This is a genomic window from Shigella dysenteriae, assembly GCF_022354085.1.
Classification (GTDB): Bacteria; Pseudomonadota; Gammaproteobacteria; order Enterobacterales; family Enterobacteriaceae; genus Escherichia; species Escherichia coli.
The window spans coordinates 4,806,722-4,827,696 of the sequence record NZ_CP055055.1; the positions used below are offsets into that span (position 1 = coordinate 4,806,722).

Sequence of the window (20,975 nt, forward strand, 5' to 3'; positions counted from 1 at the left end):
CAAATCCGAAGATTCGCATATGCTCCCTGACGGCGAGCATGGAGATGTCAGGCCGCGCCAGGCGGCCTTAGGGAATTAGTTGATTTCGATACGGCGCGGTTTTTTCGCTTCCGGAATCACGCGTTCGAGATCGATATACAGCAAACCATTTACCAGGTTAGCCCCACGAACATGAATGTTCTCAGCTAACTGGAATTTGCGTTCAAAGTTGCGTTCAGCGATGCCCTGGTACAGATAGGTGCGCTCTTTTTGTTCGTCGGCGTGAGCACCTTTCACCACCAGCAGATTATCCTGGGCGGTAATTTCCAGTTCGCTCTCAGCAAAACCAGCCACAGCGATAGCAATGCGGTAATGGTTTTCGTCTACCAGTTCAACGTTATACGGAGGGTAGCCGCCATTACTCTGGCTCTGGTTGTTTTCTAAGTGGTTAAACAAACGGTCAAATCCAATAGCAGAACGGTAAAGCGGGGATAAATCAAAGTTACGCATAATCAATAGCTCCTGAAATCAGCGAGAATGTAAGACCTTCCACAATGGACAGGTCAGGTAGCCAGAACACCCATCAGGCGCGTCCTCATCGGCTACGATGTAAAAATGGGTCTGGAAATGAACTTTTCAAGCCTTATCAGCGGACTTTTTTTTGCAGTTTATGGTCTATTGCATAGACTGAGGGGGCAGCACGAAACGTTAAAGTGCGATAGCCGCCACAGAGCGACGTAATGATGATGTTATTTTCAGCAAGGGATCGCTATAACTCATCAGGCCAACACCCACGATCAACAGATGAATTTATTATGATAAGAAATGTGTTGTTAGCGTTCATGATATGCAGCGGAATGACATTACTCGGAGGATGCTCCAGCGTGATGTCCCATACCGGGGGGAAAGAAGGAACGTATCCCGGCACCCGCGCCAGCGCCACCATGATTGGCGACGATGAAACCAACTGGGGCACTAAGTCGCTGGCGATTCTCGATATGCCGTTTACCGCTGTGATGGACACGCTTTTACTGCCGTGGGATGTGTTCCGCAAAGACAGCTCGGTGCGCTCACGCGTTGAAAAAAGCGAAGCCAACGCGCAAGCCACCAATGCGGTTATTCCACCGGCCAGAATGCCTGATAACTGATTTAGCGATCAGTTTCGGTGATCCACAGTTGGCCGCCTTCAATCCACGCCAGCCACTGACCATCCGGCGAGAAGACCACAGCGTCCGCAGAAGGCGGATTGGCGTGGTTTTCGGTTAAATACTCAACCTCGCCGCTTTGCGCATGGGCACAAGCAATTCGATTATCCAGCACAAAGCCCAACCATTCTCCTGATGGATGCCAGTTAAATGCAGACTGAATATCCGTTTTGTTATGGGTTAACTGGCGCGGCTCGCCGCCCTGTGGCGAGATAAGCCACAGTTGCACAATGCCGTTATCATCACGCATTAAAAACGCGATTTGCGTACCCTGCGGATTACAGCGCACCCAGTGGCGCGGGACGTTGACTAACCCCGGATAAGCCCGATGGTGGGTAAAGGTTAAACGTCGCTGCACGACGCCACGCGGTGGCGCGGGCAGGGTTGTTTCCGTTCCACTTAACGGCGCATCACCTGTCGCTTTCCAGCCAGCTTCATCTTGCGGTAACTCAACGATAAATAGCTCCGGCACTTTCTCGCCCTTTGGCGAAAGTGTGTCGCCAATAAACGCCAGCGCGTGATTTCCTACCCATCCTTCTTCATAAGCACGATTGATTTCATCGCTGCCAGGCTGCGGCGTGGGCGTGGTTTTACTCACCAGCACGCACCAGTGGCTACCGCTGTATTCGCGCGGATGCTGCTTTTGTACGTTGACCGGGCCAAACGGTGCCGCAACACCGACGTTTCGCAAATCCAGCGCCGAATCGAGTTGATGCATTACATGGTCGTTATAGGTAAAGCTCACCCTTTCACCGTCCGGGCTAAAGACATGTACATGGCTGCCGCCGCGCAGCGCTCCTGGGGTGTACGGTGCAGTAATATCCATTGCATCGAGATTGCTCACCTTGCCGCCTTCAGCAATGACTCCGCGTCGATGATGGAAATCGTAATGCCATGTTTCATCAGGATTTTCAGGGCCGTGAATAAAGACATATTTATCTGACTTCGGATGAACGGTCACCACGCCGACGTGTGCGCCCTGTGACGCGCGATAGATAACCTCGACCTCGCCGGTATGGATATTCACACGCTCAATGGTCTCGCCGGTAAACGACGCCCCAGAAGGACGCACGTCAAATACCAGCCACTGGCTGTCGGGCGTCCAGGTATTGGTATTAGTGAGCAGGTGATTGCGGGGAGCAAAGGTTATCTGTTTCATGGCGCGGTCCTGATACAAAACGGTTCCCGCCATCATACTTCACAAGGACTTCACTTTCAGACAATAGTCTTTTGCCATCGTGATGAATGTGAGTGAAAAGATGGAACATTTCGACGTGGCGATTATTGGCCTCGGCCCGGCAGGATCGGCGTTGGCACGAAAGTTAGCAGGCAAAATGCAGGTGATCGCGCTGGATAAAAAGCACCAGCATGGTACTGAAGGTTTCAGCAAACCTTGTGGCGGTCTGCTGGCACCGGACGCGCAGCGATCTTTTATTCGCGATGGGCTGACGCTTCCTGTCGATGTGATCGCTAATCCGCAGATTTTCAGCGTCAAAACCGTCGACGTCGCCGCATCGCTCACGCGTAACTACCAGCGAAGCTATATCAATATTAATCGCCATGCTTTCGACTTGTGGATGAAATCGCTGATCCCCGCCAGCGTTGAGGTTTATCACGATAGCCTGTGCCGAAAAATCTGGCGTGAGGATGATAAATGGCATGTCATTTTTCGTGCAGACGGTTGGGAGCAGCATATTACCGCCCGCTATCTGGTCGGTGCCGATGGCGCAAACTCGATGGTGCGGCGACATCTCTACCCGGATCATCAAATCCGTAAATATGTCGCTATCCAGCAGTGGTTCGCAGAGAAACATCCTGTGCCGTTCTACTCCTGCATCTTTGATAATGCGATAACTGACTGTTACTCATGGAGCATCAGCAAAGACGGTTATTTTATCTTTGGCGGTGCCTATCCAATGAAAGACGGTCAGACGCGTTTCGCGACGCTGAAAGAGAAAATGAGCGCCTTTCAGTTCCAGTTTGGTAAGGCGGTGAAAAGCGAAAAATGCACGGTGCTGTTTCCCTCACGCTGGCAGGATTTTGTCTGCGGTAAGGACAACGCCTTTCTAATTGGCGAAGCGGCGGGATTTATCAGCGCCAGCTCGCTGGAGGGGATTAGCTATGCGCTGGATAGCGCAGAGATTCTGCGTGCGGTGTTCCTGAAACAGCCGGAGAAGAGCAACGCCGCTTACTGGCGCGCCACCCGCAAACTGCGTTTAAAACTCTTCGGCAAGATAGTAAAAAGCCGATGCCTGACCGCACCGGCTTTAAGAAAGTGGATTATGCGCAGTGGTGTGGCACATATTCCACAGTTGAAGGATTAGCCAACGCGCTTCACATCGCCCACCAGCAGGATGTAAGAGAGCGCGCCAATCAACGCGACGGCGGAGATATAAACCAGTGCCGGGGCAAAGCCATAGCCTTGCAACAGATATTAGTCCACAAAAAAACACCTCATAAGAAAAGGTCTTATATCGGGCAGAAATCTGAAAAGGGAGATCAGGCGCTAAACAGGAGGGAAAGAAGAGTATGCTTTCAACGGCTTAGCTACTCGTTTAAAGGATTAATCATGAAGTTGAATTTTAAGGGATTTTTTAAGGCTGCCAGTTTATTCCCACTGGCGCTGATGCTTTCAGGCTGTATCTCGTATGCTCTGGTTTCCCATACCGCAAAGGGTAGTTCAGGAAAGTATCAATCGCAGTCAGACACCATCACTGGGCTATCGCAGGCAAAAGATAGTAATGGAACAAAAGGCTATGTTTTTGTAGGGGAATCGCTGGATTACCTTATCACTGATGGTGCCGATGACATCGTTAAGATGCTCAATGATCCAGCACTTAACCGGCACAATATTCAGGTTGCCGATGACGCAAGATTTGTTTTAAATGCGGGGAAAAAGAAATTTACCGGCACAATATCGCTTTACTACTACTGGAATAACGAAGAAGAAAAGGCACTGGCAACGCATTATGGTTTTGCCTGTGGTGTTCAACACTGTACCAGGTCACTGGAAAACCTAAAAGGCACAATCCATGAGAAAAATAAAAACATGGATTACTCAAAGGTGATGGCGTTCTACCATCCATTTAAAGTGCGATTTTATGAATACTATTCACCCAGAGGCATTCCGGATGGTGTTTCCGCAGCATTACTGCCAGTGACTGTTACGCTGGACATCATTACTGCACCGCTGCAATTTCTGGTTGTATATGCAGTAAACCAATAATCAGTAAGCGGGCAAACGCGTTTATGCTGTTTGCCCGCCCATAGATTAATTCAGCACATACTTTTCAATGGCAAACGCCACGCCATCTTCAAGGTTGGATTTGGTGACAAAGTTCGCCACTTCTTTCACCGAAGGAATAGCATTATCCATTGCCACACCGACGCCTGCATATTCAATCATTGCAATGTCGTTTTCCTGATCGCCAATCGCCATGATTTCTTCCGGTTTAATACCTAACACGTCGGCCAGTGATTTCACCCCCGTACCTTTGTTAACGCGTTTATCGAGGATTTCGAGGAAGTACGGCGCACTTTTCAGCACGGTATATTTCTCTTTCACTTCCTGCGGAATACGCGCGATAGCCTGGTCGAGGATGGCGGGTTCATCAATCATCATCACTTTCAGGAACTGGGTATTGGGGTCCATTTTCTCCGCTTCGCAGAACACCAGCGGAATAGTAGCAACGAAGGATTCATGCACCGTGTAGTAGCTGATATCACGGTTGGCGGTGTACAGCGTGGTGCGGTCCAGTGCGTGGAAATGAGAACCGACTTCGCGAGAGAGTTTTTCCAGGAAACGGTAGTCGTCATAGCTGAGAGCGGTTTGCGCCACAGTGCTACCATCAGCGGCCTTCTGTACCAGCGCGCCGTTATAAGTAATGCAGTAGTCGCCCGGCTGTTCCATATGCAGCTCTTTCAGGTAATTGTGAACACCTGCATAAGGGCGACCCGTCGTTAGCACGACATTTACGCCACGGGCGCGAGCTGCAGCAATCGCATTTTTAACGGCAGGTGAAATGGTGTGATCGGGCAGCAGAAGGGTGCCATCCATATCGATAGCAATGAGTTTGATAGCCATGAGTTCCCCAGGTAGATTGGTTCCTGACCCATGCTAACGCGATTCCGCTCAAAAATCAGTACAACACCCGAGGGAAAAGGGGGATGCAACGCGCGTTGCGTGCTCCCCATTTGCTTAGCGGAAGAGTTTCCCTTTCAGCAGTTCCATGCCTGCGGAAAGCAGATCGTTATTGGCTTGTGGTGACACTTCACCTTGCGGTGAGAGCGCATCAATAATCTTCGGCAATTGTTCTGCCAGTAAACTGGAAGCTGTACTGGTATCCACGCCAAGTTTTTGCCCGAGCTCGGACACCGCATTTGTGCCGAGCGCCGATTCCAGTTGCTCGCCGCTCACCGATTGATTGCCCTGTTGATTACTCAGCCAGGTTGAGAGAATGGCCCCTAAGCCGCCACTTTGCAGTTTTTCCAGCAGCACCTGAATGCCGCCCTGCTCCTCAACCCAACTTAAAATCGCCTGATATTTCCCCGCATCGCCTTTCAGAAAGGCGCCGACAACTTCATCAAAAAGCCCCATGATAATCACCTGTAAAGCGTTACGTGTTGACCCAAAAAGTATAGAACTGCGGGATGATAATTGCGGATTGCAGAAATAAAAAGGGCGGAGATGATCTCCGCCCTTTTCTTATAGCTTCTTGCCGGATGCGGCGTGAACGCCTTATCCGGCCTACAAAAACATGCAAATTCAATATATTGCAGGAGTCTCGTAGGCCTGATAAGCGTAGCGCATCAGGCACGCTCGCATTGTTAACGCCATTAAATATCAATATTCGCCGCTTTCAGGGCGTTCTCTTCAATAAATGCACGGCGCGGTTCAACGGCGTCGCCCATCAGCGTGGTGAACAACTGGTCAGCGGCAATCGCATCCTTAACGGTAACGCGCAGCATACGACGGCTTTCCGGGTCCATGGTGGTTTCCCACAGCTGTTCCGGGTTCATCTCGCCCAGACCTTTATAACGCTGGATGGAGAGGCCGCGACGGGACTCTTTCACCAGCCAGTCCAGCGCCTGCTCGAAGCTGGCTACCGGCTGACGACGCTCGCCACGTTCGATAAACGCATCTTCTTCCAGCAAGCCACGCAGTTTCTCACCCAGCGTGCAGATACGACGATATTCGCCACCGGTGATAAACTCGTGATCCAGCGGATAGTCAGTATCCACACCGTGGGTACGCACGCGAACAATCGGCTCGAACAGGTTTTGTTCGGCATTGGTGTGGACATCAAACTTCCACTGGCTGCCGTGCTGTTCTTTGTCGTTCAGTTCGCTGACCAGCGCGTTCACCCACCGGGTAACGGTCTGCTCATCAGAGAGGTCGGCTTCCGTCAGCGTCGGCTGATAGATAAGCTCTTTCAGCATTGCTTTCGGATAACGACGCTCCATGCGGTTGATCATTTTCTGCGTCGCGTTGTACTCAGACACCAGTTTCTCTAACGCTTCGCCAGCCAATGCCGGTGCGCTGGCGTTGGTGTGCAGCGTTGCGCCGTCCAGCGCGATAGAGATCTGGTACTGATCCATCGCTTCGTCGTCTTTAATGTACTGTTCCTGCTTGCCTTTCTTCACTTTGTACAGCGGCGGCTGAGCGATGTAGACGTGACCGCGTTCAACAATTTCCGGCATCTGACGATAGAAGAAGGTCAACAGCAGCGTACGAATGTGCGAGCCGTCGACGTCCGCATCGGTCATGATGATGATGCTGTGATAACGCAGTTTGTCCGGGTTGTACTCGTCACGACCGATACCACAACCAAGCGCGGTGATAAGCGTCGCCACTTCCTGAGAAGAAAGCATCTTATCGAAGCGCGCTTTCTCGACGTTGAGGATTTTACCCTTCAGCGGCAGAATCGCCTGGTTCTTGCGGTTGCGCCCCTGCTTCGCAGAGCCGCCCGCGGAGTCCCCTTCCACAAGGTACAGTTCGGAAAGCGCCGGATCGCGCTCCTGGCAGTCTGCCAGTTTGCCCGGCAGGCCCGCTAAGTCGAGCGCACCTTTACGGCGGGTCATTTCACGAGCGCGACGCGCCGCTTCACGGGCACGGGCAGCATCGATAATTTTGCCAACCACGATTTTCGCGTCAGTTGGGTTTTCCAGCAGGTATTCCGCCAACAGTTCGTTCATCTGCTGTTCAACCGCCGATTTCACCTCAGAAGAAACCAGTTTGTCTTTGGTCTGGGAGGAGAATTTCGGGTCCGGCACTTTCACGGAAACGACCGCAATCAGGCCTTCACGCGCATCGTCACCGGTGGCGCTGACTTTGGCTTTTTTGCTGTAGCCTTCTTTGTCCATGTAGGAGTTCAGGGTACGGGTCATCGCCGCACGGAAGCCTGCCAGGTGAGTACCGCCGTCACGCTGCGGAATGTTGTTGGTAAAGCAGTAGATGTTTTCCTGGAAGCCATCGTTCCACTGCAACGCCACTTCGACGCCGATACCGTCTTTTTCGGTGGAGAAGTAGAAGATATTCGGGTGGATCGGCGTTTTGTTCTTGTTCAGATATTCAACGAACGCCTTGATGCCGCCTTCATAGTGGAAGTGGTCTTCTTTGCCGTCACGCTTGTCGCGCAGACGAATGGAAACGCCGGAGTTGAGGAACGACAACTCACGCAGACGTTTCGCCAGAATTTCATATTCGAACTCGGTCACATTGGTGAAGGTTTCGAGGCTGGGCCAGAAACGCACCATGGTGCCGGTTTTTTCAGTCTCGCCGGTAACCGCCAGCGGAGCCTGCGGTACACCGTGTTCGTAGATCTGACGGTGAATTTTACCCTCGCGCTGAATAACCAGCTCCAGTTTTTGCGACAGGGCGTTTACTACCGAAACACCAACGCCGTGCAGACCGCCGGACACTTTATAGGAGTTATCGTCAAATTTACCGCCTGCGTGCAGAACGGTCATGATCACTTCCGCCGCCGATACGCCCTCTTCCGGGTGAATACCGGTCGGAATGCCGCGCCCGTCATCCTGTACAGAGACAGAGTTATCGGCGTGAATGGTGACGATAATTTCTTTACAGTGACCCGCGAGCGCTTCGTCGATAGCGTTATCTACCACCTCGAATACCATGTGGTGCAGACCGGTGCCGTCATCCGTGTCGCCGATATACATACCCGGGCGCTTACGCACCGCATCCAGCCCTTTCAGGACTTTGATACTGGAGGAGTCATAAGAATTCGACATCAACGTTTCTCGCTCATTTATACTTGGGTTAATCCGTTATTTTACCCTTTTCCACGGTAAACATCTTCGAATTTTCGTCCGACATGTCTATAACGTGTTCAGCACTGATCGCGCTGACAAAGACCTGCGATTGCGTCGCTTTTAAGCGGCTGGCAAGCAGCCCGCGACGCTCATCATCAAGCTCAGAGGCAAAATCATCTATCAGGTAGAGACACCGCCGCCCGCTTTCACGGGTGAGGAACTCTCCTTGCGCCAGACGTAAGGCGCACATCAACAGCTTAAGCTGCCCACGCGATAAGGTATCTTCCACCGGCGCACCGTCGGCGCGAATGCGTAAGTCCGCTTTATGCGGGCCATGCGCGGTGTAGGTTAGCTGGCGATCGCGTTCAAAATTACGTTCCAGCACCTCAGCATATTCTGTCTCTTTCTCCCAGCCGCGCTGGAAAGAGAAAGTCAGAGAAAACTCAGGGAGAAATTGCTTACAGGTATCAGCCATATCGGCCGCGATACCGGCGCTATACTCCGCGCGCCAGGTGCTGATTTGCTCCGCCAGCGGGATCAGTTCTTTATCCCACGGGCGTAGCTGTTCGTAACGTGTCACCTGGCGCAGCGCCGCATTGCGCTGCTTGAGCAATCGCTTGAGATTGCTCCAGGCGGTGAAAAATCCGGGTTCGTTGTGAAAGCATCCCCAGTCGAGGAATGCTCTTCTGTATTTGGGGCCGCCGTTGAGTAAAGTAAACCCTTCTGGCGTTATCAGCTGCATTGGCATCAGGTGCGCCAGTTCCGCGACTTTATGCCCGTCAGTACCGTCGATGCGGACTTTGCTGTCGCCCTGTTTGTCTTTGGTTAAGCCAATCGCCGTCTCGCGCTCTTCGCCCTGTAATCGCCCGTGGAGAACAAACGCCTCCTGCTCGTGGCGAATGACGCGACCAATCTGCAAACTGCGAAACGCCCGACCATGGCCGAGCGTATAGATGGCTTCCAGCACGCTGGTTTTGCCACTGCCGTTGGCACCTACCAGAAAGTTAAAGCCGGGAGATAAAGCGAGATCCGCGGTTTCAATGTTGCGGAAATCGCGGATCAACAAGCGGGTGAGGGACATTACAGTCTCATTGGCATGACAACATAAGCCGCGCTCTGGCTGGCTGCATCTTCAATCTGCACGCTGGAAACCGAATCGGTCAGCATCATGCGGACGTTTTCGCATTTCAGCGCGTTCAGAACATCCAGCACATAGCTGACGTTGAAGCCGATTTCCATCTCCGCACCGCTATAGGTAACGTCGAGGATCTCTTCCGCTTCTTCCTGTTCCGGGTTGTTGGCGGTGATTTTCAGCTGGTTTTCGCTGACATACAGGCGCACACCGCGGAATTTCTCGTTAGAGAGAATTGCCGCGCGAGCAAACGCCTGCTTGAGGAGATCGCAGCCTGCTTCCAGATGTTTGTCCGGATTCTTCGGCAGAACGCGGCGGTAATCCGGGAAGCGACCATCCACCAGTTTAGAGGTGAAGATAAAGTCGCCAACGTGGGCGCGAATATTGTTGCTGCCAATCTGCACACGCAGCGGATTATCGCCGCCGTCGAGCATACGCATCAGTTCAATCACGCCTTTACGCGGCACGATCACCGAATGGCTTGGCAAAGATTGACCAATTGGCATTGAACAGACCGCCAGACGGTGGCCGTCGGTCGCTACGGTGCGCAGTTCTTCACCTTCGGTTTCAAACAGCATACCGTTTAAGTAATAGCGAACGTCCTGATGCGCCATAGAAAACTGGGTCGCTTCAATCAGACGCTTCATCGTCGCCTGCGGCAGGGTAAATTCGACTTCACTCTGCCAGTCATCGAGGTTCGGGAAATCCGCCGCTGGCAGGGTAGACAGCGAAAAACGGCTACGCCCGGAGCGCACCAGCATCCGCTCACCTTCCAGCTGCACGGCAATTTCCGCGCCTTCAGGCAGACCACGGCAGATATCAAAGAATTTGCGCGCCGGAACGGTCGTCGCTCCTGGCTCGTGTGGCTGAACCAGCGCAACGCGTGCCACCATTTCCATCTCGAGATCAGTACCGGTCAGCGACAACGTACCGTCAGCAACCTGTAACAGCAGATTACCGAGAATCGGTAGCGTAGGACGACCACCTAACGGCCCGCTCACCTGTTGTAGCGGTTTTAATAAATGCTCACGTTCTACGGTAAATTTCATAGGTTTACGATGACAATGTTCTGATTAAATTTGAAAAATCTTCTTTGATATCGTGGCTCTCTTCACGCAGCTGCTCGATCTTCCGGCAGGCATGAAGCACCGTAGTGTGGTCACGACCACCAAACGCATCGCCAATCTCTGGCAGACTGTGGTTAGTCAGCTCTTTCGCCAGCGCCATCGCCATCTGACGCGGACGAGCCACCGAGCGGGATCGACGCTTGGAAAGGAGATCCGCGACTTTGATCTTGTAGTACTCCGCCACCGTCTTCTGAATATTGTCGATGGTGACCAGTTTTTCCTGCAATGCCAGCAAGTCGCGCAGCGCCTCACGCACGAAGTCGATAGTGATCGCCCGTCCGGTAAAGTTGGCATTGGCAATGACGCGGTTCAACGCGCCTTCCAGCTCACGTACGTTAGATCGTAGACGCTTGGCAATAAAGAACGCCACTTCGCCTGGCAAACGAATGTCATTTTCGTCGGCCTTTTTCATCAGGATCGCCACGCGGGTTTCTAACTCTGGCGGTTCGATCGCCACAGTCAGCCCCCAGCCGAAGCGGGATTTCAAACGATCTTCAACGCCGTTGATCTCTTTCGGATAGCGATCCGAGGTGAGAATGATCTGTTGATTACCTTCCAGCAGGGCGTTGAAGGTGTGGAAAAACTCTTCCTGAGATCGTTCTTTATTAGCAAAAAACTGAATATCGTCGATCAGCAGTGCATCTACGGAACGGTAGTAGCGTTTAAACTCTTCGATCGCGTTGTTTTGCAGGGCTTTAACCATGTCCTGAACAAAGCGCTCGGAGTGCATATAAACCACTTTGGCATTCGGCTTGCGCGCCATAATGCCGTTACCCACCGCATGCAGCAGGTGAGTTTTACCCAGACCCGTGCCGCCATAAAGGAACAACGGGTTATAGGCACCGCCAGGGTTATCCGCCACCTGGCGAGCCGCCGCGCGCGCCAGTTGGTTAGATTTACCTTCAACGAAGTTATCAAACGTGTGTTTGACGTTTACGTTAGAACGATAGGTCGGTTCTGCCGGGGCCGGGACGTTATCCCAACCTGAGCGCGTAGAAGGCGCAGCACGTTGCGGCTGCGTTTGCGCCACCTGTGCAGGGGCCGCGACGTTGCTCGTCACTGCCGCTTGTGGCGTTTGCGTCACCGGTTTGGTGCCGACTTCAAAACGCAGCTGTGGGGCATCCGCTCCGCAGAAACTGGTTAGCAGTCCATTGATATTGTTAAGGTACTTGTCCCGTACCCAATCGAGGACAAAACGGTTTGGCGCGTACAGGGCCAGCGTGTTATCGCTCAGTTCCGCCTGCAATGGGCGTATCCACATACTGAATTCTGTGGCTGGTAACTCATCCTGCAATCGGGCAAGACACTGCTGCCAAAGCGAAAGTGACACGGCGGACTCCACTCGAACAAAAGTCGATAATGACTAAGGCTGAAACATTCATGATTGTTGACGTACGTCGAAAAGACCCTGCTTGAGGGTGACGCACGAACCGCTGTCTGCGGTTATATGCCCGATCAAGATCCTGCAAAACGATCGGGACCGCGGATCATAGCCTAAACTGCGCAAGAGATCTTCTGTTTCTCACAGATTTTCCCGATTTATCCACAGGATGATCCAGAACTCGCTAAGTGTAAACGATCCTGCCGCGAGGCGGGCACGATTTACGCCGCATATTGGAAAATTTAATGACCATAGACAAAAATTGGCTTAATCGATCTAATAAAGATCCAGGACGATCCTTGCGCTTTACCCGTCAGCCCGTATAATCCTCCACCCGGCGCGCCATGCTGGTTTTCACTGGTGTGAGGCCGTACGTTTTCCCTGCGAAAAGGTGCGGAAAAGCGCGGTAAATAAGGAAAGAGAATTGACTCCGGAGTGTACAATTATTACAATCCGGCCTCTTTAATCACCCATGGCTTCGGTGTCCATCGTTTCATTTTTCGGCGGATATCCAATAAAGCCATTGAATTTATTCAAGTTTAGGTAGAAATCGCCATGAAACGCACTTTTCAACCGTCTGTACTGAAGCGCAACCGTTCTCACGGCTTCCGTGCTCGTATGGCTACTAAAAATGGTCGTCAGGTTCTGGCACGTCGTCGTGCTAAAGGCCGCGCTCGTCTGACCGTTTCTAAGTAATAAAGCTAACCCCTGAGTGGTTAAGCTCGCATTTCCCAGGGAGTTACGCTTGTTAACTCCCAGTCAATTCACATTCGTCTTCCAGCAGCCACAACGGGCTGGCACGCCGCAAATTACCATTCTCGGCCGCCTGAATTCGCTGGGGCATCCCCGTATCGGTCTTACAGTCGCCAAGAAAAACGTTCGACGCGCCCATGAACGCAATCGGATTAAACGTCTGACGCGTGAAAGCTTCCGTCTGCGCCAACATGAACTCCCGGCTATGGATTTCGTGGTGGTGGCGAAAAAAGGGGTTGCCGACCTCGATAACCGTGCTCTCTCGGAAGCGTTGGAAAAATTATGGCGCCGCCACTGTCGCCTGGCTCGCGGGTCCTGATAGCCCTCATTCGGGTCTATCAACGCCTGATTAGTCCGCTACTCGGGCCGCATTGTCGTTTCACTCCAACCTGTTCAAGCTACGGAATTGAGGCATTGCGCAGGTTTGGAGTGATAAAAGGCAGTTGGTTGACGGTGAAACGCGTATTAAAATGCCACCCTTTACACCCTGGTGGTGACGATCCCGTCCCGCCCGGACCATTTGATACCAGAGAACACTAACGATGGATTCGCAACGCAATCTTTTAGTCATCGCTTTGCTGTTCGTGTCTTTCATGATCTGGCAAGCCTGGGAGCAGGATAAAAACCCGCAACCTCAGGCCCAACAGACCACGCAGACAACGACCACCGCAGCGGGTAGCGCCGCCGACCAGGGCGTACCGGCCAGTGGCCAGGGGAAACTGATCTCGGTTAAGACCGACGTGCTTGATCTGACCATCAACACCCGTGGTGGTGATGTTGAGCAAGCTCTGCTGCCTGCTTACCCGAAAGAGCTGAACTCTACCCAGCCGTTCCAGCTGCTGGAAACTTCACCGCAGTTTATTTATCAGGCACAGAGCGGTCTGACCGGTCGTGATGGCCCGGATAACCCGGCTAACGGCCCGCGTCCGCTGTATAACGTTGAAAAAGACGCTTATGTGCTGGCTGAAGGTCAAAACGAACTGCAGGTACCGATGACGTATACCGACGCGGCAGGCAACACGTTTACCAAAACGTTTGTCCTGAAACGTGGTGATTACGCTGTCAACGTCAACTACAACGTGCAGAATGCTGGCGAGAAACCGCTGGAAATCTCCTCGTTTGGTCAGTTGAAGCAATCCATCACTCTGCCACCGCATCTCGATACCGGAAGCAGCAACTTCGCACTGCACACCTTCCGTGGCGCGGCGTACTCTACGCCTGACGAGAAGTACGAGAAATACAAGTTCGATACCATTGCCGATAACGAAAACCTGAACATCTCTTCGAAAGGTGGTTGGGTGGCAATGCTGCAACAGTATTTCGCGACGGCGTGGATCCCGCATAACGACGGTACCAACAACTTCTATACCGCTAATCTGGGTAACGGCATCGCCGCTATCGGCTATAAATCTCAGCCGGTACTGGTTCAGCCTGGTCAGACTGGCGCGATGAACAGCACCCTGTGGGTTGGCCCGGAAATCCAGGACAAGATGGCAGCTGTTGCTCCGCACCTGGATCTGACCGTTGATTACGGTTGGTTGTGGTTCATTTCTCAGCCGCTGTTCAAACTGCTGAAATGGATCCATAGCTTTGTGGGTAACTGGGGCTTCTCCATTATCATCATCACCTTTATCGTTCGTGGCATCATGTACCCGCTGACCAAAGCGCAGTACACCTCCATGGCGAAGATGCGTATGCTGCAGCCGAAGATTCAGGCAATGCGTGAGCGTCTGGGCGATGACAAACAGCGTATCAGCCAGGAAATGATGGCGCTGTACAAAGCTGAGAAGGTTAACCCGCTGGGCGGCTGCTTCCCGCTGCTGATCCAGATGCCAATCTTCCTGGCGTTGTACTACATGCTGATGGGTTCCGTTGAACTGCGTCAGGCACCGTTTGCACTGTGGATCCACGACCTGTCTGCACAGGACCCGTACTACATCCTGCCGATCCTGATGGGCGTAACGATGTTCTTCATTCAGAAGATGTCGCCGACCACTGTGACCGACCCGATGCAGCAGAAGATCATGACCTTTATGCCGGTCATCTTCACCGTGTTCTTCCTGTGGTTCCCGTCAGGTCTGGTGCTGTACTATATCGTCAGCAACCTGGTAACCATTATTCAGCAGCAGCTGATTTACCGTGGTCTGGAAAAACGTGGCCTGCATAGCCGCGAGAAGAAAAAATCCTGATTCGGTGAGTTTTCGCTAAAATAAGGGCGGTCAGTTGACCGCCTTTTTTCTTTTCGTAGGGCGGATAAGCACCGCGCATCCGCCACACAAAGCAACAGGAACATCATGAGCGATAATGACACTATCGTAGCCCAGGCCACGCCTCCGGGACGTGGCGGCGTTGGCATCCTGCGCATCTCCGGCTTCAAAGCCCGTGAAGTTGCCGAAACCGTGCTGGGTAAACTGCCTAAGCCGCGCTACGCCGATTATCTTCCGTTTAAAGACGCCGACGGCAGCGTGCTCGATCAGGGGATTGCGCTATGGTTCCCTGGCCCGAACTCGTTCACCGGCGAAGATGTGCTGGAACTGCAAGGTCATGGCGGTCCGGTGATCCTCGACCTGCTGTTAAAACGCATTCTGACCATTCCCGGCCTGCGGATTGCTCGCCCTGGTGAGTTTTCCGAACGCGCGTTTCTTAACGATAAACTCGACTTAGCCCAGGCCGAGGCGATTGCCGATCTTATCGATGCCAGTTCGGAACAGGCAGCCCGTTCGGCACTTAACTCGCTGCAAGGCGCATTCTCCGCACGGGTCAACCATCTGGTGGAAGCCCTCACCCACTTGCGCATTTACGTCGAAGCGGCAATTGATTTCCCCGATGAAGAGATCGATTTCCTCTCCGACGGAAAAATTGAAGCCCAGCTTAATGACGTGATTGCCGATCTCGATGCAGTGCGTGCTGAAGCACGTCAGGGTAGTTTGTTGCGCGAAGGGATGAAGGTGGTGATTGCCGGACGTCCTAATGCCGGTAAATCGAGCCTGTTAAACGCGCTGGCGGGCCGTGAAGCGGCAATCGTAACCGATATCGCCGGAACCACGCGTGACGTGCTGCGTGAGCATATCCACATTGACGGGATGCCACTGCATATCATCGATACCGCCGGGCTACGTGAAGCCAGTGACGAAGTTGAACGTATTGGGATCGAGCGCGCGTGGCAGGAAATTGAACAGGCCGACCGCGTGCTGTTTATGGTCGATGGCACCACGACAGACGCCGTTGATCCGGCAGAGATCTGGCCGGAATTTATCGCCCGTCTGCCAGCGAAACTGCCGATCACCGTGGTGCGCAATAAAGCCGATATCACCGGCGAAACGCTGGGAATAAGTGAAGTGAACGGTCACGCGTTAATTCGTCTGTCTGCAAGGACTGGCGAAGGCGTGGACGTGCTGCGTAACCATCTCAAACAGAGCATGGGCTTTGACACCAACATGGAAGGCGGCTTCCTGGCGCGCCGTCGCCACCTACAGGCGCTGGAACAGGCAGCGGAGCATTTGCAGCAAGGCAAAGCGCAACTGTTAGGTGCCTGGGCAGGCGAACTACTGGCGGAAGAGTTGCGCCTGGCGCAGCAGAACTTAAGCGAAATCACCGGGGAATTTACCTCTGACGACCTGCTGGGGCGGATTTTCTCCAGCTTCTGTATTGGTAAGTAAGTCGTCTTAATTGATATAAAGGGCACTGTTCCGTTCTACTATCAGAACGGAACAGCGCTTGTTTTTTTATGAGCATCCTGCACCAAAACTGCCTTTACTACTGGCTGGAGCGACTTTCAACATCTTGCAGTCCTGTCTTTACAGAGAACGATATTGGTTTAACCGATTAAGCTCCTCTTGCGGAAAGTTAAATTCGTCTATTGCTTTCCAGAATAGTTCTTTAAATACAGGATTGCCATTTGCCTGACTTATTACAGATTTACCTTCATTATTCTTCGCTCCCAGTTGCATCATCACATCTTTAAGGTAATTTTCATTTTCACCAACCACAATTTTGAATATTTTCAGCCAAAGTCCCATATGTATATCATCCTCGTTAGTTATCACATGAGAGAATGACTTCCCATCAAAGTCACGGGTAAACTGCTCCAAAATTTCATCAAAAGTGAACCCGTGTTGCAACGCCAGGTGAATCGCCGCATTCAGATATACGTCAATGACCTCTTTACTCATTTTCTTAAAGCTTGCAATATGCAAAGAGCAGGCAGCATTATTTCTGCTTAACGACAGTAGTTCTCTCACTACATCTTTATCATTTTCATAATGGCTGGCTATCACTTCAGCTGTCTCCATCCAGGCAGCAACAATCTCCGTATGCCCTTTCACTATCGCAGAATATAAGCCTGATGCCTTCGTCCATTTGTCTGATGCTCCCGCCACTTTTTCTCTTGCTGCCATCAGTTTCAATATATCTTCTTTATTTAATTCATTTTTAAACATCCGGGCTTTTATATTGTCCAAAAATATATTAACAACGTTATAATTGTTGGTCCTAATAGCGTTATTTAAATCATAAGTTGAGTCTATTTAATTTACTATACTAAGAAGCATTTCATTTTTATTTACCTCAAATTCTTTCTCAAAGTCATCTATCGCCAACAGCCATGCTTTGACAATTTTATTTTGATTATTTCTTAAAGCCTTAGGAATCCAGCTCACACCGAGGTAATCTTTCGCAAGGAGTATATTTTCCAGATCGCCATGGCTAAAATTATACTTTCTGGTCAACTCTTTTAAATTTATTATGAATTCATTAAAAGCATCAATACTATTTTGATACCATAATACATATAATCCATATGTTCCTGTAATTGATTTCGCAGCAAGAACCTTTGATGCTGTCATTTCTTGGGAGTTTTTAAATTTATCAAAAAAAAGAACAATGTTTTCATGCATCCCCATTTGTATTAATAGATGTAATGCTAATGGTGATAATGGTGGTTGCAACTCATTATTTATACCACTTAATAAATGGGCTTGTTCTCGAGGGAGATAAGGAGTTATTCCTACACAGTCGGAGCAAATTTCTGTCATTACCCATTCTTTTTGTGCCTGTTTAATATTCATAAAGGATCGCAATGATCCAAAAGAATCACAGTTGTTTGCTTTATAGCGTACTGCAGTATTGGTTGCATTAGGATCATAAAAGGATACAACATATTCTGTTTCACCAACAGGCGTTTTTTTGATCCTCAAGCGGACGGCCATAGCGTGAGTTTGAGATTGAACGATTGCCGCCATATGCGTTAACTTCTCTTTTTCCATTCTGTGAAAAAAGACTGATAATGCCTCCCCAAACTTATCACAGGCAACAACGCATGTACCGGGTGGTGGATTTTTTTGTAGATTGTCAAATTGCTGCTCAAGCTCGAATGGAATATGTTTTTGTATATCTTCCGGAGATGAATAGTAAGCCTTTAATGGAACTTTCCCTGTATGTTCATTCATTGAATCTATACAGTATTGCAGAGCAAAATGTCTACATTCTATTAAACTTTTTGGTTTTCCAGTGAAATGCAACAGGCAATTATAATCTACAATATCATATTTGCTATTAGCTTTTATCTGCTCTTTTGTAAAACTCTCATCATCAGGGTACGTATGAAGGCAAGTAAAAATATCATCCAGGAATTTTATAAGCACTGGAGATACGGAAATATGTACTATATTGATTGCGTCTGCATCGCTTACGGTTAAAATCATACCTTCAGGTTGTTGCTTAGATCTGGAGACAAGAATTGAATATGCACCATCGCTATAGAAACCTAACTCAACTTCAGAACAATGATTAACAAAATGATTTAACGGCCCCTCTTTTTCAAGTGAATAAACTGAAGGACTTTTAAGATACGCAACTATATCGTCAACGAATAATTGAGATTTATTTTTTTCTCCATCCAAATCAGGCTCGAAAGAAGGAGATTGTATACATACTCTGCTAACAGTTACGTTATCAACCATTTTCTTTCTCCTCATTCATATGAAAGTTGTAGTAATAATAAGGTTACTATTTAAATATCAACTATCAAATTTCGCTCATTTATAGAGTTATTTGTCTTTTTACGTCATTTCCCCATCAGGTCATCAACCTGGTAATGAGGTGGGTAAACCGCGACGTCAACGAGGGGAACAGCTTCTTGTAATGGTATCCCTATAATCAATATCATCATTTTCAACAACAATGATAAAAATTAAAAAAATTATCCATTCACGTATTTTTGTTAATATTCTTTATGTGTCAGCTCTCATAAACACAGCCAATAACTAAATGTGATTCGATTCACATTTAAACAATTTCATAATAGACAAATTTCTTGAGTATTATACTGTAGCTTCGTGTCTTTCGAGGATAAGTGCATTATGAATATCTTACATATATGTGTGACCTCAAAATGGTTCAATATTGACAACAAGATTGTCGATCACCGCCCTTGATTTGCCCTTCTGTAGCCATCACCAGAGCCAAACCGATTAGATTCAATGTGATCTATTTGTTTGCTATATCTTAAATTTGCCTTTTGCAAAGGCCATCTCTCGTTTATTTACTTGTGTTAGTAAATGATGGTGCTTGCATATATACATGGCGAATTAATGGATATTGCAAATGTAATATTCACAGGGATCACTGTAATTAAAATAAATGAAGGATTATGTAATGGAAAACTTTAAACATCTCCCTGAACCGTTCCGCATTCGTGTTATTGAGCCTGTAAAACGTACCACTCGCGCTTATCGTGAAGAAGCAATTATTAAATCCGGTATGAACCCGTTCCTGCTGGATAGCGAAGATGTGTTTATCGATTTACTGACCGACAGCGGCACCGGGGCGGTGACGCAGAGTATGCAGGCCGCGATGATGCGCGGCGACGAAGCTTACAGCGGCAGCCGCAGCTACTATGCGTTAGCCGAGTCAGTGAAAAATATCTTTGGTTATCAATACACCATTCCGACTCACCAGGGCCGTGGTGCAGAGCAAATCTATATTCCGGTACTGATTAAAAAGCGCGAGCAGGAAAAAGGCCTGGATCGCAGCAAAATGGTGGCGTTCTCCAACTATTTCTTTGATACCACGCAGGGCCATAGCCAGATTAACGGCTGTACCGTGCGTAACGTCTATATCAAAGAAGCCTTCGATACGGGCGTGCGTTACGACTTTAAAGGCAACTTTGACCTTGAGGGATTAGAACGCGGTATTGAAGAAGTTGGTCCGAATAACGTGCCGTATATCGTTGCAACCATCACCAGTAACTCCGCAGGCGGTCAGCCGGTTTCACTGGCAAACTTAAAAGCGATGTACAGCATCGCGAAGAAATACGATATTCCGGTGGTAATGGACTCTGCACGCTTTGCTGAAAACGCCTATTTCATCAAGCAGCGTGAAGCAGAATACAAAGACTGGACCATCGAGCAGATCACCCGCGAAACCTACAAATATGCCGATATGCTGGCGATGTCCGCCAAGAAAGATGCGATGGTGCCGATGGGCGGCTTGCTGTGCATGAAAGACGACAGTTTCTTTGATGTGTACACCGAGTGCAGAACCCTTTGCGTAGTTCAGGAAGGCTTCCCGACGTATGGCGGCCTGGAAGGCGGCGCGATGGAGCGTCTGGCGGTAGGTCTGTATGACGGCATGAATCTGGACTGGCTGGCTTATCGTATTGCGCAGGTGCAGTATCTGGTCGATGGTCTGGAAGAGATTGGCGTTGTCTGCCAGCAGGCGGGCGGTCACGCGGCATTCGTTGATGCCGGTAAACTGTTGCCGCATATCCCGGCTGATCAATTCCCGGCACAGGCGCTGGCCTGCGAGCTGTATAAAGTCGCCGGTATCCGTGCGGTAGAAATTGGCTCTTTCCTGTTAGGCCGCGATCCGAAAACCGGTAAACAACTGCCATGCCCGGCAGAACTACTGCGTTTAACCATTCCGCGCGCAACATATACTCAAACACATATGGACTTCATTATTGAAGCCTTTAAACATGTGAAAGAGAACGCGGCGAATATTAAAGGGTTAACCTTTACCTACGAACCGAAAGTATTGCGTCACTTCACCGCAAAACTGAAAGAAGTTTAATTGACACTACAGAGTGGCTATAAGGATGTTAGCCACTCTCTTACCCTACATCCTCA

19 protein-coding genes, 2 pseudogenes and 1 other annotated feature are annotated in these 20,975 nt (G+C 50.1%); of the genes and pseudogenes, 11 read left to right on the plus strand and 10 right to left on the minus strand.

Annotation, left to right across the window (positions count from 1 at the left end):
* Window positions 1-75: 75 nt before the first annotated feature.
* Window positions 76-489 (minus strand): small heat shock chaperone IbpA, encoded by a 414-nt coding sequence (gene ibpA, locus HUZ68_RS22930; protein ID WP_001243437.1) that lies wholly within the window; start codon window positions 487-489, stop codon window positions 76-78.
* Window positions 483-555: a sequence feature (ROSE (Repression Of Heat Shock gene Expression) occurs in the 5'-region of heat shock genes and acts as an RNA thermometer to modulate expression.), on the minus strand. Its footprint overlaps the gene before it by 7 nt.
* Window positions 556-794: 239 nt before the next feature.
* On the opposite strand from ibpA, the gene HUZ68_RS22935 reads away from it, so the two are divergent.
* On the plus strand, window positions 795-1,127 hold the full coding sequence (locus HUZ68_RS22935; RefSeq protein WP_000620888.1) for a YceK/YidQ family lipoprotein: 333 nt from the start codon (window positions 795-797) through the stop codon (window positions 1,125-1,127).
* A 1-nt stretch (window position 1,128) separates the two neighbouring features.
* Here HUZ68_RS22935 and HUZ68_RS22940 read toward each other — a convergent pair whose 3' ends face one another.
* The gene (locus tag HUZ68_RS22940; protein WP_033815340.1) at window positions 1,129-2,343 is read right to left on the minus strand and encodes a YidR family protein; all 1,215 of its coding nucleotides are present in this window, start codon (window positions 2,341-2,343) and stop codon (window positions 1,129-1,131) included.
* A gap of 100 nt (window positions 2,344-2,443) precedes the next feature.
* Between HUZ68_RS22940 and cbrA the strand changes: the two genes are divergently transcribed.
* Window positions 2,444-3,508 (plus strand): colicin M resistance lipid reductase CbrA, encoded by a 1,065-nt coding sequence (cbrA, locus tag HUZ68_RS22945; protein WP_033815341.1) that lies wholly within the window; start codon window positions 2,444-2,446, stop codon window positions 3,506-3,508.
* Here the strand turns inward: cbrA and HUZ68_RS22950 are convergent.
* Window positions 3,505-3,618, minus strand: a pseudogene (locus HUZ68_RS22950) (hypothetical protein); the annotation flags it as partial. The gene cbrA and the pseudogene HUZ68_RS22950 sit on opposite strands and share 4 nt — an antisense overlap.
* A gap of 135 nt (window positions 3,619-3,753) precedes the next feature.
* Here HUZ68_RS22950 and HUZ68_RS22955 point away from each other — a divergent pair.
* Window positions 3,754-4,410, plus strand: coding sequence for a YidX family protein (locus HUZ68_RS22955; RefSeq protein WP_000772950.1), 657 nt, complete (start codon window positions 3,754-3,756; stop codon window positions 4,408-4,410).
* A 45-nt stretch (window positions 4,411-4,455) separates the two neighbouring features.
* On the opposite strand, the gene yidA is transcribed toward HUZ68_RS22955, so the two are convergent.
* From yidA to dnaA, 6 genes are all read right to left on the minus strand, one after another.
* Window positions 4,456-5,268 (minus strand): sugar-phosphatase, encoded by an 813-nt coding sequence (gene yidA, locus HUZ68_RS22960; protein WP_000985549.1) that lies wholly within the window; start codon window positions 5,266-5,268, stop codon window positions 4,456-4,458.
* A 114-nt stretch (window positions 5,269-5,382) separates the two neighbouring features.
* On the minus strand, window positions 5,383-5,781 hold the full coding sequence (locus HUZ68_RS22965) for a YidB family protein (RefSeq protein ID WP_033815327.1): 399 nt from the start codon (window positions 5,779-5,781) through the stop codon (window positions 5,383-5,385).
* A 239-nt stretch (window positions 5,782-6,020) separates the two neighbouring features.
* Window positions 6,021-8,435, minus strand: coding sequence for a DNA topoisomerase (ATP-hydrolyzing) subunit B (gene gyrB / locus HUZ68_RS22970; protein ID WP_239593980.1), 2,415 nt, complete (start codon window positions 8,433-8,435; stop codon window positions 6,021-6,023).
* 28 nt (window positions 8,436-8,463) lie between these two features.
* A complete protein-coding gene (gene recF / locus HUZ68_RS22975) occupies window positions 8,464-9,537 on the minus strand; it encodes a DNA replication/repair protein RecF (protein WP_000060112.1) in 1,074 nt (357 codons plus the stop codon).
* Window positions 9,537-10,637, minus strand: a complete 1,101-nt coding sequence (gene dnaN / locus HUZ68_RS22980) for a DNA polymerase III subunit beta (RefSeq protein ID WP_000673464.1) — start codon at window positions 10,635-10,637, stop codon at window positions 9,537-9,539. The genes recF and dnaN overlap by 1 nt, the downstream gene beginning before the upstream one ends.
* Before the next feature lie 4 nt (window positions 10,638-10,641).
* Complete coding sequence (gene dnaA / locus HUZ68_RS22985; RefSeq protein ID WP_000059111.1) at window positions 10,642-12,045, minus strand: chromosomal replication initiator protein DnaA; 1,404 nt, start codon at window positions 12,043-12,045, stop codon at window positions 10,642-10,644.
* A gap of 296 nt (window positions 12,046-12,341) precedes the next feature.
* On the opposite strand from dnaA, the gene HUZ68_RS22990 reads away from it, so the two are divergent.
* From HUZ68_RS22990 to mnmE, 6 genes are all read left to right on the plus strand, one after another.
* Entirely contained in the window at window positions 12,342-12,422 is an 81-nt protein-coding gene (locus HUZ68_RS22990; RefSeq protein ID WP_122134670.1) for a hypothetical protein, read from the plus strand.
* Window positions 12,423-12,651: 229 nt separating this feature from the next.
* Entirely contained in the window at window positions 12,652-12,792 is a 141-nt protein-coding gene (gene rpmH, locus HUZ68_RS22995) for a 50S ribosomal protein L34 (protein WP_000831330.1), read from the plus strand.
* 16 nt (window positions 12,793-12,808) lie between these two features.
* Complete coding sequence (rnpA, locus tag HUZ68_RS23000) at window positions 12,809-13,168, plus strand: ribonuclease P protein component (protein ID WP_000239730.1); 360 nt, start codon at window positions 12,809-12,811, stop codon at window positions 13,166-13,168.
* Window positions 13,132-13,389: a membrane protein insertion efficiency factor YidD gene (yidD, locus tag HUZ68_RS23005; protein ID WP_001307474.1), complete on the plus strand. Its 258-nt coding sequence runs from the start codon at window positions 13,132-13,134 to the stop codon at window positions 13,387-13,389. The genes rnpA and yidD overlap by 37 nt, the downstream gene beginning before the upstream one ends.
* A gap of 2 nt (window positions 13,390-13,391) precedes the next feature.
* The gene (yidC, locus tag HUZ68_RS23010) at window positions 13,392-15,038 is read left to right on the plus strand and encodes a membrane protein insertase YidC (RefSeq protein ID WP_000378250.1); all 1,647 of its coding nucleotides are present in this window, start codon (window positions 13,392-13,394) and stop codon (window positions 15,036-15,038) included.
* A 105-nt stretch (window positions 15,039-15,143) separates the two neighbouring features.
* Complete coding sequence (mnmE, locus tag HUZ68_RS23015) at window positions 15,144-16,508, plus strand: tRNA uridine-5-carboxymethylaminomethyl(34) synthesis GTPase MnmE (RefSeq protein WP_001282344.1); 1,365 nt, start codon at window positions 15,144-15,146, stop codon at window positions 16,506-16,508.
* A 138-nt stretch (window positions 16,509-16,646) separates the two neighbouring features.
* Here mnmE and HUZ68_RS23025 read toward each other — a convergent pair.
* Window positions 16,647-18,809: pseudogene (locus HUZ68_RS23025) on the minus strand (ShET2/EspL2 family type III secretion system effector toxin).
* 399 nt (window positions 18,810-19,208) lie between these two features.
* On the opposite strand from HUZ68_RS23025, the gene tnaC reads away from it, so the two are divergent.
* Both tnaC and tnaA read left to right on the plus strand, forming a co-directional pair.
* Window positions 19,209-19,283: a tryptophanase leader peptide gene (gene tnaC, locus HUZ68_RS23030; protein ID WP_001364348.1), complete on the plus strand. Its 75-nt coding sequence runs from the start codon at window positions 19,209-19,211 to the stop codon at window positions 19,281-19,283.
* Between the two features lie 220 nt (window positions 19,284-19,503).
* The gene (gene tnaA, locus HUZ68_RS23035) at window positions 19,504-20,919 is read left to right on the plus strand and encodes a tryptophanase (protein WP_001295247.1); all 1,416 of its coding nucleotides are present in this window, start codon (window positions 19,504-19,506) and stop codon (window positions 20,917-20,919) included.
* Window positions 20,920-20,975 lie beyond the last annotated feature (56 nt).